Here is a 14,399-nt window from a genome sequence, read left to right as displayed (position 1 = left end):
TACCAATTGCGGGTGCCGGAGGGCATTCTAACCAGCATGAACGAGCCTAAAACCAATGTGATGCCGGCAAAAAAATACTCTCACAGCCTCAGTGCCCACCCTACTTGACTGAGCCAACCTATCTTTCCAAGGTGGGCAACCGCAGCGGGATTGATCATCCAAGCAAACCCTTGGCATTTTTCTCCAGGCCATCATACTGGGAGTTAACCATTCAACACCGGACAGGTGAAAGATCCCTTTATGGCTGCCATCAAACATGTCGCCATCACCGGAGGCACCCACGGCAACGAACTCACCGGCGTGCATCTGCTCAAGTATTGGCGTAACAACCCCGAAATCGTCTGTCGTGACAGCTTCGTCACCGAACTCCACCTCGCCAACCCCAAGGCCAACGGCTGTAACCGCCGGTATCTGGATCAGGACCTCAATCGCCAGTTCAACTGGGACGACCTGAACAACCACGAACTGTGCGGCTATGAACAGAACCGGGCCAAATCACTGAACACCCTTCTCGGCCCCAAGGACGAGCCCCGAGTCGACTTCGTCATCGACCTGCACACCACCACCGCCAACATGGGCACCACCCTGGTCATCAAATCCGACGACCCGCTGGTGGTCGGCATGGCGTTTTACGTGAAGGAAAAAATGCCGGACGTGACCCTGTTCTACGAACCCGAGGATCGCATGCGGGACAACTTCCTCATCTCGCTCGGCCGCAAACACGGCCTGGTGGTGGAAGTGGGGCCGATTCCGCAAGGCTTGTTGCGATGGGACATCTACGACCAGACCCGGCAAGCAACCGAGTTGTGCCTCGACTTCCTGCAGGCCTTCAACACCGGCGACGTCCCGTCGCTACCGGATATCCAACCCGGCTTCCAGTTCGTCGAAAAGGTGCATCTGCCAGAGAACGAACGCGGAGAACTGACCGCCATGGTGCATCCGAACCTGCAGGATGCCGACTACCAACCCATCCACCCGGGCGACCCGCTGTTTATGACATTAAACGGCGATACATTGCCTTATGAGGGGACGGAGACACTGTTCGGGGCGTTTATTAATGAAGCGGCGTATTACGACCGCCATGTCGGCCTGAGTTTGATGCGGCCGGTCGATATTCAGTTGCCGAAGTCGTGATTTTATTCTTGGACGAAGCAGTGGCGGTGCTTAGCAGCAGTTGAGATGCGAAGGACGGGGGGATGGGTGGTCCTTTTCCGGGATGTCGACAGCCATGGATGGCTGTCGCCAAGCCCCCATGGATGGGTTCACGGCGACCCGGAAAAGGACCACCCGTCCTCCCGGCCTTCAAAACCACGATAGGGGCGATTCAAACCAACCACCGTCTAGCTTACTTGATCAACCCGATCTCGCGCAGACGCTCCATCAGGTACTCGTCGCTGGTGATCGGCGGGTAGCGCTTGGGGTTGTCCTCGGTGACGCACTGGGGCAGAGCATCCAGGGAAGTCCCCGGGTTGGGGTGGACGAAGAAAGGAATCGAAAAGCGCGACACCTTGCCGGCTTCGCCCTTGGGATTGACCACCCGGTGCGTCGTCGACGGCAACACATGGTTGGTCAGCCGCTGCAGCATGTCGCCCACGTTGCAAATGATGGTGCCCTCGATCATCGAAATGCCCACCCACTCGCCTTTCTTGTTCAGCACTTCCAGGCCTTCCTGCTCGGAGCCGACCAACAGCGTGATCAGGTTGATGTCCTCGTGCGCGCCGGCACGGACATTGGGCAGGTTCGGATCCAGGATCGGCGGATAGTGCAACGGCCGCAGAATGGAATTGCCGTAATTCACCTTATCGTCGAAATAGTGCTGATCCTCGCCGATAAACAAAGCGAAGGCCCGCAACAGGACGCGCGACAGATTATCCAACGCCGAATACAGCGCCAGCATCGCGATCTTGAACTCCGGCACTTCCTGAGGCCAGACGTTCGGCGTCAGGTCCTTGTGCGGCGGCTCGCCGTCGATCTCGCGGCCAACGTGCCAGAACTCCTTCAAATCGACGTGTTCGGCATTCTTGGCCACTTCCGTACCGAACGGGGTGTAACCGCGCGTGCCGCCGTTATCCTTGAAGTACTGTTTCTTGGTCTCATCCGGCAGCGCGAACACTTTCTCCGCCGCACGCAAGGCATTGACGATGATGGACTGGTCGATACCGTGGTTGGTGATGCCGGCAAAGCCCCAGGCTTGATAAGCCTCGCCCATTTCCTGGACAAAGGCTTCCGGGTCGGAATCAAAACGGGACAGGTCTAGGGAAGGAATTGTTGTCATGGCAAGGCTCTCGAATGTGTGGGCCTACCGGGCGGGGTGTCGCCCCGCCCGGGCCCGGTCTTCTCAGTGAGTCCCGGGGAGCGACGCATCGCATCCGGGTTTGGCGGAGGCTTTTTTAAGGGCCTTCTCGCCGTACAACCAGCGCCCGATCGGGGCGCATTGGGTTGTCTGGTATTAGGAGTTCACCCCAGGCTAGCGCCGGCTGCCGGGTAGACCTATTCGGGGATGTCGGCAGCCATGGATGGCTGCCGCCAAGCCCCCATGGACGGGTTAAGTGGGCGGCATCCCGCGCGACCCCGAATAGGTCTACCCGGCAGCCGGTGCGGGTTTTGGCGCCAAGTTAGAACTCCATAATCAACTTACGAACGTTCTTTCACGTACGGACGACCAATCGCCTTCGGCGCCACGGCACGGCCGATGAAGCCACCGAGCAGGACCACGGTCAGGATGTACGGCAAGGCCTCGATCAGCTGAACGGGCATTTCGATGCCGCCGATCACCAGCCCCTGGCTGCGGTCGGCGATGGCCTGCAGCACACCGAATAGCAGACACGCCTGCAGCGCGCCACGCGGCCGCCACTTACCGAAAATCAGGGCTGCCAAGGCCATGTAGCCCTTACCGGCACTCATGTTCGGCGAGAACTGGGCGGTCAGGGCGACGGACAGGTAGACCCCGGCGAAACCGGCCAGGATGCCGCACACCAGCAAAGCCAGGTAGCGGGTCTTGGCGACGGAAATACCGGCCGTGTCCACCGCCTGCGGGTTCTCACCGACGGCGCGCACACGCAGGCCGAACTTGGTGCGGAACAGGATGAACCAGCACAGCGGCACGGCGATGAACGCCAGGTACACCAGGAAATAGTGGCCGCTGAGCAACTCTGAATAGATGCCGCCGATGATCGGCACATCTTCCAGGGCCTTGGCGAACGGCAGTACGATCGGCTCGAAACGCGCGTTCAATTCCTCGGCGCGATTCACCAGGTTCGGTGTGTTACCACCCTGATGAAACCAGAAATTGCCGAGGGACGCCGTCAAACCGGCGGCCAAAATATTGATCGCCAGGCCCGAAACGACATGGTCGCCGTTGTGCGTCACGGTCGCGAAAGCATGCAATTGAGCAAAGACGACGGACGCCAGGATACCGGCCAACAAGCCCATCCAGGGTGAGCCGGTAACGTAGGCCGCGGCCGCGCCGGCGAAGGCGCTGATCAGGATTTTGCCTTCCAGCGCGATGTTCACGATGCCCGTGCGCTCGGAAAACATGCCGGCCAGCGCCGCGAAAATCAGCGGCGTGGCGTTGCGCAGGGTGGCGTCGAGAATAAGGATAATGCTGTTGAACAATTCCATGATCAGGCCTCCGCTGCCGCTTGGTCCGACCCGCTGCGATTCGCCAGGGTCAGATAGAGTCGTTCGATCGGATGTTTCATCATGTTCTGCAGGGCACCGGAGAACAGGATCACCAACCCTTGCAGTACAACCACGATGCGGGCATCGATGGAGTATTCGAACTGCAGCTCACTGCCGCCCTGAGTCAGAAACCCGAACAGCAGGCTGGCCAAGACAATGCCTATGGGGTGGTTACGCCCCATCAGAGCAACGGCGATGCCGGTGAAGCCCATCTGGTTGACCAGGTTCAGCTTGATCTGGTGCGCCTCACCCTGCACGACGTTGAGCGCCATGAAACCGGCCAGGCCACCGGCCACGAGCATGGTCAGAATGACCACACGCGGGATACCAATGCCGCCGTACTGTGCACCGGTAGCGTTGCTACCCACGGTGCGGATCTCATAACCCCAGCGGGTGCGCCACAGGAAGACCCAAACCGCCCAGGCTACGAACAGCGACCAGAAGATCGACAGGTTCAACGGTGAACGGTCGAGGGAAATACCGAAGACTGCCAGGACATCGTGCATCTTCGGAATCCAGGCCGACTCGTGGAAGACGGCGCTTTCGACCGACATGGTGCCGTCGGGTTTGAGGAAATTGATCAGGATGTAGTTCATCAGCGCGGCGGCGATGAAGTTGAACATGATCGTCGTGATCACGATGTGCGAACCGCGCGTGGCCTGCAACCAGGCCGGAATCAACGCCCACAGGGCGCCGAAGACGGCGGCCGCGACGATGCTGATCGGTAACAGGATGATGAAGGGCACATGACCGCCGAGCGCCAGACACACCAGGCCGACGCCCAAAGCGCCAATGTAAGCCTGACCTTCACCGCCGATGTTGAACATGCCGCACTGAAAAGCGACCGCCACGGCGAGACCGGTGAAAATGTAACTGGTCATGTAGTAGAGGGTATAGCCCCAGCCATAGGAGCTGCCGAAGGCGCCGTAGGCCATGGTGCCGAGGGCGTCGAACGGGTTGATATCCAGGTACCAGAAAACCAGACCGGCGGCGAAGGCGGCCAACGCGACGTTGGCCAGGGGAATAACTCCGACCGTAATCCAAGCAGGGATCCGCTGCTGACTCATGCTGTTTCCTCCGCCTGCAGAGCTTTGACTTCTTCGGGTACGATGTTGGCCATCATCAGGCCGAGGGTGCGTTCGTCGGCCTTGTCCGCCGGGACTTCGCCAACGATGATGCCGTCGAACATGACCAGGATGCGGTCGGCCAGCGAGCGGATCTCGTCCAGTTCGACCGAGACCAGCAAAATGGCCTTACCGGCGGCGCGCATGTCCAGAATGCGCTTGTGGATGGACTCGATGGCGCCGATGTCGACCCCGCGGGTCGGCTGACCGATCAGCAGCACATCCGGGTTTTGCTCGACTTCACGTGCGATAACCAGTTTTTGCTGGTTACCGCCGGAAAAGTTGGCGGTTTTCAGGTAAGGATCCTGCGGACGGACGTCCCAGCGTTCCATTTTCTCGGCGCAGTCGTCGATCATCGACTTCTGTTTCATTTGAATCTTGCCGTTGTACTCGGGGCTGCGGTGATAGCCGAGCACAAAGGCCTCATAGGCCGGGAAGGCGTTGATCAGGCCCATACGATGGCGATCCTCGGGAATGTGGCCCACCCCGACCTTGCGCACTTCGGACGGACTCAGGCGGTGGTCGGCGGTGACCTTGTGACCGTTCAGATCGATCTCGCCCTCGTTGATCGCGCGGATACCGGCGAGGGCTTCAAGCAGTTCGGACTGGCCGTTGCCGGAGACACCGGCGATACCGACGATCTCGCCGGCACGTACGTTCAAAGAGACGTCTTTCAGGCGCTTGACACCCATATGGTCGGTCAGGCTGACGTGGTCCATCGACAGTTTGACGTCGCCCACGGTGGAGGCGCCCTTCTCGACCCGCAGCAGTACCTTGCGGCCGACCATCAGTTCGGCCAATTGTTCGCGGCTGGTGTCCTGGGTGCGGACATGCGCCACCATCTCACCCTGACGCATGACGGAGACGTTGTCTGTCGCCGCCATGATTTCACGCAACTTATGGGTAATGAGGATGACGGTGGTGCCCTGCTCTTTCAGGGACTGCAACACCTTGAACAGATGCTCGGTCTCCTGTGGCGTCAGCACGCCGGTCGGCTCGTCGAGAATCAGAATCTTGGCGCCGCGATACAGGGCCTTGAGAATCTCGATGCGTTGCTGGTAACCCACGGCCAGTTCTTCAACCGGCGTGTCGAGCGGCACTTCCAGACCGTATTCTTTGGCCAGGTGCTCCATCTCGGCGCGCGCCTTTTTCAGGCTGTCGTCGATGAGGTTGCCGCTTTCGGCCCCGAGAACGACGTTCTCGATGGCGGTGAAATTCTGAATCAGCATGAAGTGCTGGTGCACCATACCGATGCCCGCCGAGATGGCGGTTTTGGAATCTTTGATCTGCAGTTTCTGGCCATCGACAAAGATGTCGCCCTTATCGGCCTGGTAAAAGCCGTAGATGATGCTCATCAGGGTCGACTTACCGGCACCGTTCTCACCGACAATGCCGTGAATGGTGCCTTTTTCCACCTTGAGGTCGATGTGCTTGTTGGCGCGTACGGCGCCGAAGCTTTTATCGATGCCGCGCAGCTCAAGGGCCAGGTCTGCAGCAGAGTCTGTCTGGGCAGTCATGGGTCACCCGGTAAATCAGTTAATGGGAAGGAACTCGTTTTATTATTCTGCCCCCGGTTCGAACCAGGGACGACCTCGGGACAAGTCCGGCCGGTAAGCCGCTGCTCAATTCCCACTTTAGGAGGCCGCTGACAGCCCGGCTGACCGGGCCAGATTGGCCGTGATATTTCCCAAAACGGCATAAGTACGTCCTTATACAATTACTGCTCCTGCACATCCTGTGCTCGCAGCATAAGTACATCCATGTACAAATTCGCTCCCGCACATCCTGTGCTCCGCGAGATAAGTACGTCCGTGTACAAAACACTGCTATTGCACATCCATGTGCACGCAGCATAAGTACATCCATGTACAAAAAGAGCACTCACCCGTGGGCGAGTGCCCCAAATAAGGGCCGGACTTTCATTGAAAGTCCGGCGTCACACAGCATAGTCGAACGTTTAGAGTTCGCAGCTGCTGGTTGCGCTGTAGTCGTGCACCTCGATCTCGCCGTCGATGATGGCTTGACGGATCTCAGCCATACGGGCCTTCATTTCGTCGGTGACCAGGTCTTCGTTGTACTCGTCCAGCGCCCAATCGACACCGCCGGCGGCCAGGTCGAGAACCCGGATGCCACCTTCCCACTCACCGGCCTGGGCGTCTTCCCAGGTCTTGTAGGCGGCGACGCCCACACGCTTGACCATGGAGGTCAGCATGGTGCCGGGCTGCAGGTAGTTCTGGTTGGAGTCGACACCGATGGCGTAAACGCCTTCGTCGGCCGCGGCCTGGTAAACACCGATGCCGGTACCGCCGGCGGCGGCGAAGATGACGTCCGCGCCCTGGGAAATCTGGGACTTGGCCAGCTCGGAACCGCGCGCCGGGTCGTTAAAGGCCGCCGGGGTGGAACCGGTCATGTTTTCGAAGTACTCGATGTCGCTGTTGACGTGCTTGGCACCCTGCTCGTAACCGCAGGCGAATTTGCGAATCAGCGGGATATCCATACCACCGACGAAACCAACGGCGTCGCTTTCGGACTTCATGGCGGCCAGGGCGCCAACCAGGAAAGAACCTTCATGTTCGGCGAAGATGATGGACTGGACGTTGGGCAGGTCAACCACGGAGTCAATGATGGAAAACTGCACGTCCGGGAACTCGGCGGCGACTTTCTCGACCGAGGAGGAGTAGTTAAAGCCGACCGCTACGATGGGGCTGAACCCTCGGCTGGCCAGACGACGCAGCCCCTGTTCGCGCTGCTCTTCGTTCTGCGGTTCGAATTCACGAACGGCAATGCCCTTGTCCATGGTGAACTTTTCGGCACCGTTGCGGTACACCGCTTCGTTGAAGGATTTGTCGAATTTACCGGCGGTGTCGTAGACAACGGCGGGCTGGAAATCTTCCGCAGCGGCGATGGCGGCGGAGAATGACAATACAGCCGTCGCGGCAGCTTTTAACATAGGTTTCATGGTGAATCCCCTTTCAGCGTGGAACTTTTATGGTTGTTTTGCATACGCCCAACGGGCCCAACAGAGCCGTTGGATGCACTCTAGGCAAAGCTGACCGATTGGTCAACCCCTTAAGTACCCTTGCAACAAACTGTTGCATTATACACAGCCGTCTTCCCGTTACATCGGTAAAATCACAGCTGATTCATCCTGGATTCATCTATCCAGGGTTGTGCCGAGAATCCGTGGAGAACCCGGTGGGTCTCCACTCACTATATTGGTATGGCTGCCGTAGGGTGGGCACCGCCCACCATTAATGACCCCCTGCCACAATGCCTTCCCCCGCCACCTTTAAAAACGTTGGATTACGCCCCTTCGGGGCTACCGAAGCGTCGGCCGATCCAACCTACATGGTTCAAATGGGCTCCGGCCGCCAAACGTTATTGGTGGGCGGTGCCCACCCTACGAAATTTAATGCAAATATCCGGCCCTTTTATGACTCGATCAACGGTACCGGACACTGGTTGTTGCTGGTGTAGCCGTGTACCTGAATGTCACCATCTATAATGGCCTGACGCAATTCATTCACGCGCTTTTCCGCATTCAGCGGCACCAGTTGGCGGTTAAAGATGTCCAGCGCCCAGTCGACGCCGCCTTCGGCGAGGCCGAGTTGCTGAACGCCGGGCTGCCAGGTGCCCTCCGCCGCTTGCTGCCAGGTCTGGTAAGCGGCGACGCCGACGCGTTTGACCATGGAGGTCAGCATGGTGTTGAGATGCAGGTAATTTTGGTTGGAGTCGACGGCGATGGCGTAGGCACCGGCCTGGTTGGCGGCTTCGTAGACGCCGATGCCACTGCCACCGGCGGCGGCGTAGACGACCTCGGCGTCGGCCTGGATCAGTTCGTTGGCGAGTTCCGCTCCGCGTTCGGGGTTGGACCAGGCGGCGGGAGTATCGCCGATCATGCGGACCAGAACCCGGCTGTCGTCGTCGACGTGGTGGGCGCCCTGGGCGTAGCCGCAGGCGAAACCGCGAATGAAGGGGAGGTCCATGCCGCCGACAAAGCCGAGCACCGGGTCGTTGGCTTTCATGGCGGCCAGGGCGCCGACAAGGAAGGAGCCTTCGTGCTCCTTGAACATCAGGGACTGGACGTTGGGGGCGTCGACGACGGCGTCGATGATGGCGAATTGCAGGTCGGGGTATTCACCGGCGACCTGGGCCAGGGCGTCGGCGTAAGAAAAACCGACGGCGACGATGGGGCTGTGCCCGCCTTCGGCAAGGGTACGCAGCGCCTGGGTGAAGTCGCTGGCGTCATCGGGGTTCACCTCGGTGACGTCGAGGTCGTAGGTGGCTTCGAACCGGACGACGCCATCCCGGAACACCGATTCATTGAAGGAATTATCGAATTTGGCGCCGTCGGAATAGGCGACGGCGGGTTTGATGGCGGCATGAGACAGCCCGCTTACAGCCAACAACCCCAGTAGAATCCCGGTACGAATGGCAGACATGACACCCCTCTTTTTGACCTGTTGGTTAGTTTTTAATCGAGTATATCCCCCTTGGCTAACGGGATCGAGACCTGTTTGTGAAATAGTTCGCTTAACGTCCTGTAGGGCGGAAGAGCGCAGCGATATCCGCCGTCATAAACCGAGCCGGAGGCTAATCCAGAGCCTCGGTTCGGTACGGACGGCCGATATCGTCTATGGCTCTTCGGCCCTACAGGAATCCCCCGCCAACCGATACCGATGCGATGCCAACACCGGCCCGGCCATGGCGACGATGTGAGTCCGATTGCTGGCGCCGAGCTTCTGGGTCAGGTTGGCGACGTGAAACTTCACCGTGCTTTCGCTGATGTCGAGAATCCGGCTGATCTCCCAGTTGGTCTTGCCGCTGCACAGCCAACGCAGGACATCGTATTCGCGCGGGGTCAGTTCAATATCGGTGTGCGGTGGCGGGTGGCGGCCGACGAGGGCCCGGGTCTGGGCGATCTGGAAGTGCGGCAGCCAGGCTTTCAGGAAAGCCGACAGCCGGGTGTGGTCGGCGACCGAGGGGCCGGCCAGGGAGCACATGACACCGACGAGGTCGTGACGCGGTTTGATGAGGCCATACAGTCCGGATTCCACTCCGTATCGCGCGGCATCGAGCCCCACGGACGACCCGTCGGCCTCTTCTCCCAAGCGCCAATGTCGCACAACGATGTCACCGTTTTCCGATAACACATCGCAGGCGGACAATCCGTCGTTTTTCAGAAAATCCCGCTCGCGTTCCGGCGGAAAACCGCGATTGTGAAGTGCCAACAATCGCCACCCCACATCGTGATAACAAAACGACACAATGGCCAATTGTTCGACCGGAAATACATCGGAAAATGATTGTATATAAGCGTCCAGTTCGGACTGAGACGTGACCTGCAAGGCATCCACACTCATTTCTTGCAGGCGAATCAGATCTTCCCTGGAGAGATCACAGTATTTGCCCATGGCGTATCCTTGCAACGGTTTTTTTCTTGCTGAATGGTATGACTGAGTTGGTTGTTCTCCTCGACTTGGTTCGCGGCCCGTCACCCTGGTCCGCCGGTTCATAATAGCGGAAAGCGTTCCTTATACCTAGCCACGATGCGTACTGGCCATTCCGCCAGGTAGTCAGACGATTCCGGCCCACTCACAATAAACGATTCCAGATAACTAGAATAAAACAACAAGGCAGGTCGAGCATGCAGGGATTTCAACACGCATCGTCATCGATCACTCCAACGCACTATCCGGACATCGATGCTCTGCTGGGTAACAAGCACGACCGATATTTCGGTCAGGGATTCAAACAGGTTGATCACCAACTGATCAACCAATCGTTCAACACGGTCAACCGACAGCTGACCGCCGATATTCGCATCGACTATCCGGCTCATTGGTCTCGAAAAGGTCTGTACCCAATGAAGCCGCATTTAAGCACCATCGATGCCATGTGGCTTAATTGCTGTGCCTGCGAAACGCTACTGGCCGCATGCTACAAAATGACGCCCGGCAGCATTCCACCTTTGATCCGTCGGGTGGACATGAAAGCGGGATCGCGGCCGCTGGAAAACTTGGCGGCCATTCCGCTGTCGGTCAAACTGAACGAGACCCATCGTCGCGGAGAATTTCGACGTTTTCAGTCGCATTTCCAGGCACGGATCGGCGGTATGAGTCTGGATACCGTGATCGAGCACGACGGCCAGTGGCGCGACTCCCCCTTACCGGCCGAACTCGATTTTCAGACCACGCCCGATAAACCCTATTCCCGACAATGCCATCGCGCGACCCGGACCGATACAACGCACGATGTGTCACAGCTCGTGTTCGGCGCCAACGACGATCAAGTCCGGGCGAATTATTCATCGCATTCATCGTCTCAGAACGGTTCGGAGTTTCTCGCGCCCATCGAGGTCATCCTGGTGCTCGGTCAGTTGGCGCAGGCACTGATTTACCGCAAGGATGGCCTGTCCCGTGAAAACAGCAACACCCTCTGGATGCGGTCGGTGGTGTTGGAAAACGCCACGCATTTTCAGGCTTGCGGTGACACCCCGGCACACGTCTGGCTGGATTGGCATCGCACCCTGAAAAAGAGCGGCGAATCCTGGCGCGTGTTTCGTATGCAGGGCACGCTCGGTTCCAGCAGGGGGTTGTTTTCCCTCGCCTACCGGTTGCCCGGTTCTTATCGGGAGGACGTCTGATGCGTATCGCGGTTTCGGGAACCTATTCGACCGGTAAAACGACGACGACCGAGGCACTGGCGCTGATCACGGGCATTCCCCGAACCCAGGCACGGACCATGCGGGAAATCCTGCCCGAGGCCGTGCCCGGCAAGAATCTGGAGGCTTGTTCCTCGGCCGAGTTGATTCAATTGGGCATCCGCCGGTTCAAGGAACGCGCGATCAACGAAGCTTTGGCCGGCCCCGATTTTCTCTCTGACGGGTCCAGCCTGCATGAATGGGTCTACGGCCAGGCCCGGCTCGAAACCGGCATCAACCCGGCGCTCGGTTCGGTCCGCCAGGAGCTGACCAAACTGGCGACCTGGCCGCGACGACGGTATTTCGCCGAAGTACTCGATCAGTTCGGACGGGTCGTCAAGCAACACGCCCAAACCGAATACGACGAATTCATTCACCTGCCGATCGAATTTCCGCTGTTGAAGGACGGACACAGGCCGGTCTCGGAACGCTTCCGCTATCTGTCCGACCGGTTGCTGCTGCGCACCCTGGTCGAGTTGGGCATTCCCCATCGGGTGATCAGCGGTGACCTCGAAACCCGGCTGGAGAAGATCCTCGCCTACTATCCATTGCCCCGGCGAATGCCGGTGCGTCAAGCCATTCGCCGGGCGCAAGCCAGGCTCGAGGCCCAAGGCCTCAACACTCCAGGAGTCCTGTCTCAGGGAAGAGCGAATCCAGACTCGCCGAACCACCCAACCTGAAAGGAGTCCGTTTTGCCAGACAACAATCCTTTGTTTCAACCCTATCAACTGGGCCATCTCACGCTGCCCAATCGTTTCGTAATGGCACCCATGACGCGCAGCTGCTCACCCGGGGGGATCCCCGGGGATGATGTGGCGGCCTATTATCGTCGGCGCGCCGAAAACGGCGTCGGCCTGATCCTGACCGAAGGCACCGTCATCGACCACCCCGCTTCGTCGGGCGACCCGAACGTCCCCCGGTTTTTCGGCGAGGACGCCCTGGCCGGCTGGCGCGCCGTGGTCGAGGATGTGCACGCCGTCGGTGGCCGGATCATGCCCCAGTTGTGGCACATCGGTATGATGCGCACCCCGGGCTCGGAACCGAACCCGCAGATACCGCCCATCGGCCCTTCCGGGCTGGTCGGGCCGGGCGTGAAGGCCGGCAAGGCCGCCACACTCGAGGAGATCGACCGGATCATCCAGGCGTTCGCCATGGCCGCTTCCGATGCCCAGGCCATGGGCTTCGACGGCATCGAACTGCACGGTGCCCACGGCTACCTGATCGACCAGTTTTTCTGGGATGCGACCAACCGCCGCACCGACGCCTATGGCGGCAACCTGCGCCAGCGTGCCCGATTCGCGGCCGAGATCGTTCACGCCTGTCGCCAGGCTGTCGGGCCGGACTTCCCCATTCTGTTTCGTTTTTCGCAATGGAAGATTCAGGACTTCGACGCCCGCCTGGCCGAGACACCGGCCCAACTGGACCAATTGCTGTCGCCCCTGGTCGACGCTGGCGTCGATGTTTTCCACTGCTCCACCCGTCGCTTCTGGGAACCGGCCTTCGACCATTCCGGACTGACTCTCGCCGGATGGACCAAGGAGTTGACCGGCAAACCCACCATCGCCGTGGGTTCCATTGGCCTGAACGAGGATTTCCTGGCCGCCCTGGTCGAAGGGCGCGGCGCCGATACCGTCGGCATCGACCGGGTTATTCAGTTATTCGAGGATGGCGAGGCCGATCTGGTCGCCGTCGGCCGGGCACTGCTCGCCGACCCGGCCTGGACGCACAAGGTCCGGCAAGGTCGGTCCGAGGAACTGCACGCCTTCGACCCGGCCGCGCTCAATGCGCTGGTTTGATCGCCTCTCCAACAAACAGGATAACGACAATGCGAGCCTATCAAGTACAAGAAGGCGCTTCCCTGGCGCGGGCCTGGAAAGCGGTCGAGTTGCCCCTGCCCGAGGTTGGGCCGGGCGAAGTCCTCATTCGAATTCGAGCCGTGTCGCTCAACTTTCGGGATTTGATCGTCGCCCGAGGGTTGTATCGCGGCATGACCAAACCCGATTGCATCCCGACCTCGGACGGTGCCGGCGAAATTGAAGCCGTCGCACCCGATGTGACGGGATTCTCCGTTGGTGACCGGGTCGTGGCCGCCTATTCACAGAGCTGGATCGAGGGCCCCCCACGAGATCACCACAAAATGTCCACTCTGGGCGGCCCGATCGACGGCATGCTCAGTGAATACGTGGTGTTGAACACCAAGGGCGTGGTGCACATTCCGGACACCCTGAGTTATGAGGAGGCCGCCACCCTACCCTGCGCGGCGGTCACGGCCTGGCACGCGCTGATGGCGGCCCCGTTTCCGCCGACGCCCGGCTCCAGTGTACTGACGCTTGGCTCGGGTGGCGTCTCCACCTTCGCCATCCAGTTCGGCAAGGCGGCCGGTCTGCGGGTCATCGCCACCACCGGATGCGAAGACAAGATGAACCGGCTGTACAATCTGGGCGCGGATGCCGTGATCAACTACCGGGAACTGCCGGACTGGCCGCACCAGGTTCGGGAACTGACCCGGGGCGAGGGTGTGGATCAGGTTGTGGAGGTTGGCGGTCCGGCCACACTGACCCAATCCCTCGAGGCGGTGAAGCTCGGCGGGAAAATCAGCCTGATCGGTGTGGTCGCCGGGCTGGAACACGACTTCAATCCGATGCAGATCCTGCAGCGTAACGCGCGGGTCCAGGGCATTACCGTCGGCCCCATGTCCATGCTCAAGGAAGTGCTCCGCTTTATGGAAGTGCACCACGTGCGCCCGGTCATCGACCGCCATTACGGCTTCGACCAGGCGTCCCGGGCACTGGAACGACTGCAAGCCGGCGCTCACATCGGCAAGATCGTCATCCAGCTGTAGGATGCCCCACCGCAACTAAATCGTAGGTTGGGTTAGCCCGAAGGGCGTA

12 protein-coding genes are annotated in these 14,399 nt (G+C 59.7%); 5 read left to right on the top strand and 7 right to left on the bottom strand.

The window, feature by feature from the left end; all coding sequences use genetic code 11:
* The first annotated feature begins 240 nt into the window (after positions 1–240).
* Positions 241–1,134 carry an aspartoacylase gene (locus tag IE111_RS08395; RefSeq protein WP_189608097.1) on the top strand — a complete coding sequence of 298 codons (894 nt, stop codon included), beginning with the start codon at positions 241–243 and terminating at the stop codon, positions 1,132–1,134.
* Positions 1,135–1,345: 211 nt separating this feature from the next.
* On the opposite strand, the gene IE111_RS08390 is transcribed toward IE111_RS08395, so the two are convergent.
* The 7 genes from IE111_RS08390 to IE111_RS08360 all read right to left on the bottom strand — a co-directional run bounded on the left by IE111_RS08390 (position 1,346) and on the right by IE111_RS08360 (position 10,219).
* Positions 1,346–2,275: an isopenicillin N synthase family dioxygenase gene (locus IE111_RS08390; RefSeq protein WP_189608096.1), complete on the bottom strand. Its 930-nt coding sequence runs from the start codon at positions 2,273–2,275 to the stop codon at positions 1,346–1,348.
* A gap of 359 nt (positions 2,276–2,634) precedes the next feature.
* Positions 2,635–3,615: an ABC transporter permease gene (locus IE111_RS08385; RefSeq protein WP_189608121.1), complete on the bottom strand. Its 981-nt coding sequence runs from the start codon at positions 3,613–3,615 to the stop codon at positions 2,635–2,637.
* A gap of 8 nt (positions 3,616–3,623) precedes the next feature.
* Positions 3,624–4,748, bottom strand: coding sequence for an ABC transporter permease (locus IE111_RS08380; RefSeq protein ID WP_189608095.1), 1,125 nt, complete (start codon positions 4,746–4,748; stop codon positions 3,624–3,626).
* Positions 4,745–6,322 carry an ABC transporter ATP-binding protein gene (locus IE111_RS08375; RefSeq protein ID WP_189608094.1) on the bottom strand — a complete coding sequence of 526 codons (1,578 nt, stop codon included), beginning with the start codon at positions 6,320–6,322 and terminating at the stop codon, positions 4,745–4,747. Before IE111_RS08375 ends, IE111_RS08380 begins: the two co-directional genes overlap by 4 nt.
* 440 nt (positions 6,323–6,762) lie before the next feature.
* A complete protein-coding gene (locus IE111_RS08370; protein WP_189608093.1) occupies positions 6,763–7,764 on the bottom strand; it encodes a BMP family lipoprotein in 1,002 nt (333 codons plus the stop codon).
* A gap of 472 nt (positions 7,765–8,236) precedes the next feature.
* Entirely contained in the window at positions 8,237–9,247 is a 1,011-nt protein-coding gene (locus IE111_RS08365) for a BMP family lipoprotein (protein ID WP_189608092.1), read from the bottom strand.
* Positions 9,248–9,439: 192 nt separating this feature from the next.
* Entirely contained in the window at positions 9,440–10,219 is a 780-nt protein-coding gene (locus IE111_RS08360; RefSeq protein WP_229805288.1) for a helix-turn-helix transcriptional regulator, read from the bottom strand.
* Positions 10,220–10,452: 233 nt separating this feature from the next.
* On the opposite strand from IE111_RS08360, the gene IE111_RS08355 reads away from it, so the two are divergent.
* Genes IE111_RS08355 through IE111_RS08340 form a run of 4 tightly spaced genes read left to right on the top strand, consistent with a single transcriptional unit; the run spans position 10,453 to position 14,350 of the window.
* Positions 10,453–11,451 carry an AvrD family protein gene (locus IE111_RS08355; protein WP_189608091.1) on the top strand — a complete coding sequence of 333 codons (999 nt, stop codon included), beginning with the start codon at positions 10,453–10,455 and terminating at the stop codon, positions 11,449–11,451.
* Entirely contained in the window at positions 11,451–12,188 is a 738-nt protein-coding gene (locus IE111_RS08350; RefSeq protein ID WP_189608090.1) for an AAA family ATPase, read from the top strand. Before IE111_RS08355 ends, IE111_RS08350 begins: the two co-directional genes overlap by 1 nt.
* A 12-nt stretch (positions 12,189–12,200) precedes the next feature.
* Positions 12,201–13,304: an NADH:flavin oxidoreductase gene (locus tag IE111_RS08345; RefSeq protein ID WP_189608089.1), complete on the top strand. Its 1,104-nt coding sequence runs from the start codon at positions 12,201–12,203 to the stop codon at positions 13,302–13,304.
* 29 nt (positions 13,305–13,333) lie between these two features.
* On the top strand, positions 13,334–14,350 hold the full coding sequence (locus IE111_RS08340) for a zinc-dependent alcohol dehydrogenase family protein (RefSeq protein ID WP_189608088.1): 1,017 nt from the start codon (positions 13,334–13,336) through the stop codon (positions 14,348–14,350).
* Positions 14,351–14,399 lie beyond the last annotated feature (49 nt).

Origin of the sequence: Saccharospirillum salsuginis (assembly GCF_014651855.1) — a bacterium.
Taxonomy (GTDB): domain Bacteria; phylum Pseudomonadota; class Gammaproteobacteria; order Pseudomonadales; family Natronospirillaceae; genus Saccharospirillum; species Saccharospirillum salsuginis.
The sequence above is the reverse complement of the archived record's forward strand: the minus strand, read 5'-3'. Positions and strand labels throughout refer to the sequence as shown.

Excerpts from the sequence above, each read along its gene's own strand:
- IE111_RS08395 (WP_189608097.1), top strand. The coding sequence starts at position 241 with ATGGCTGCCATCAAACATGTCGCCATCACCGGAGGCACCCACGGCAAC.
- IE111_RS08390 (WP_189608096.1), bottom strand. The coding sequence starts at position 2,275 with ATGACAACAATTCCTTCCCTAGACCTGTCCCGTTTTGATTCCGACCCG.
- IE111_RS08380 (WP_189608095.1), bottom strand. The coding sequence starts at position 4,748 with ATGAGTCAGCAGCGGATCCCTGCTTGGATTACGGTCGGAGTTATTCCC.
- IE111_RS08375 (WP_189608094.1), bottom strand. The coding sequence starts at position 6,322 with ATGACTGCCCAGACAGACTCTGCTGCAGACCTGGCCCTTGAGCTGCGC.
- IE111_RS08370 (WP_189608093.1), bottom strand. The coding sequence starts at position 7,764 with ATGAAACCTATGTTAAAAGCTGCCGCGACGGCTGTATTGTCATTCTCC.
- IE111_RS08365 (WP_189608092.1), bottom strand. The coding sequence starts at position 9,247 with ATGTCTGCCATTCGTACCGGGATTCTACTGGGGTTGTTGGCTGTAAGC.
- IE111_RS08360 (WP_229805288.1), bottom strand. The coding sequence starts at position 10,219 with ATGGGCAAATACTGTGATCTCTCCAGGGAAGATCTGATTCGCCTGCAA.
- IE111_RS08355 (WP_189608091.1), top strand. The coding sequence starts at position 10,453 with ATGCAGGGATTTCAACACGCATCGTCATCGATCACTCCAACGCACTAT.
- IE111_RS08350 (WP_189608090.1), top strand. The coding sequence starts at position 11,451 with ATGCGTATCGCGGTTTCGGGAACCTATTCGACCGGTAAAACGACGACG.
- IE111_RS08340 (WP_189608088.1), top strand. The coding sequence starts at position 13,334 with ATGCGAGCCTATCAAGTACAAGAAGGCGCTTCCCTGGCGCGGGCCTGG.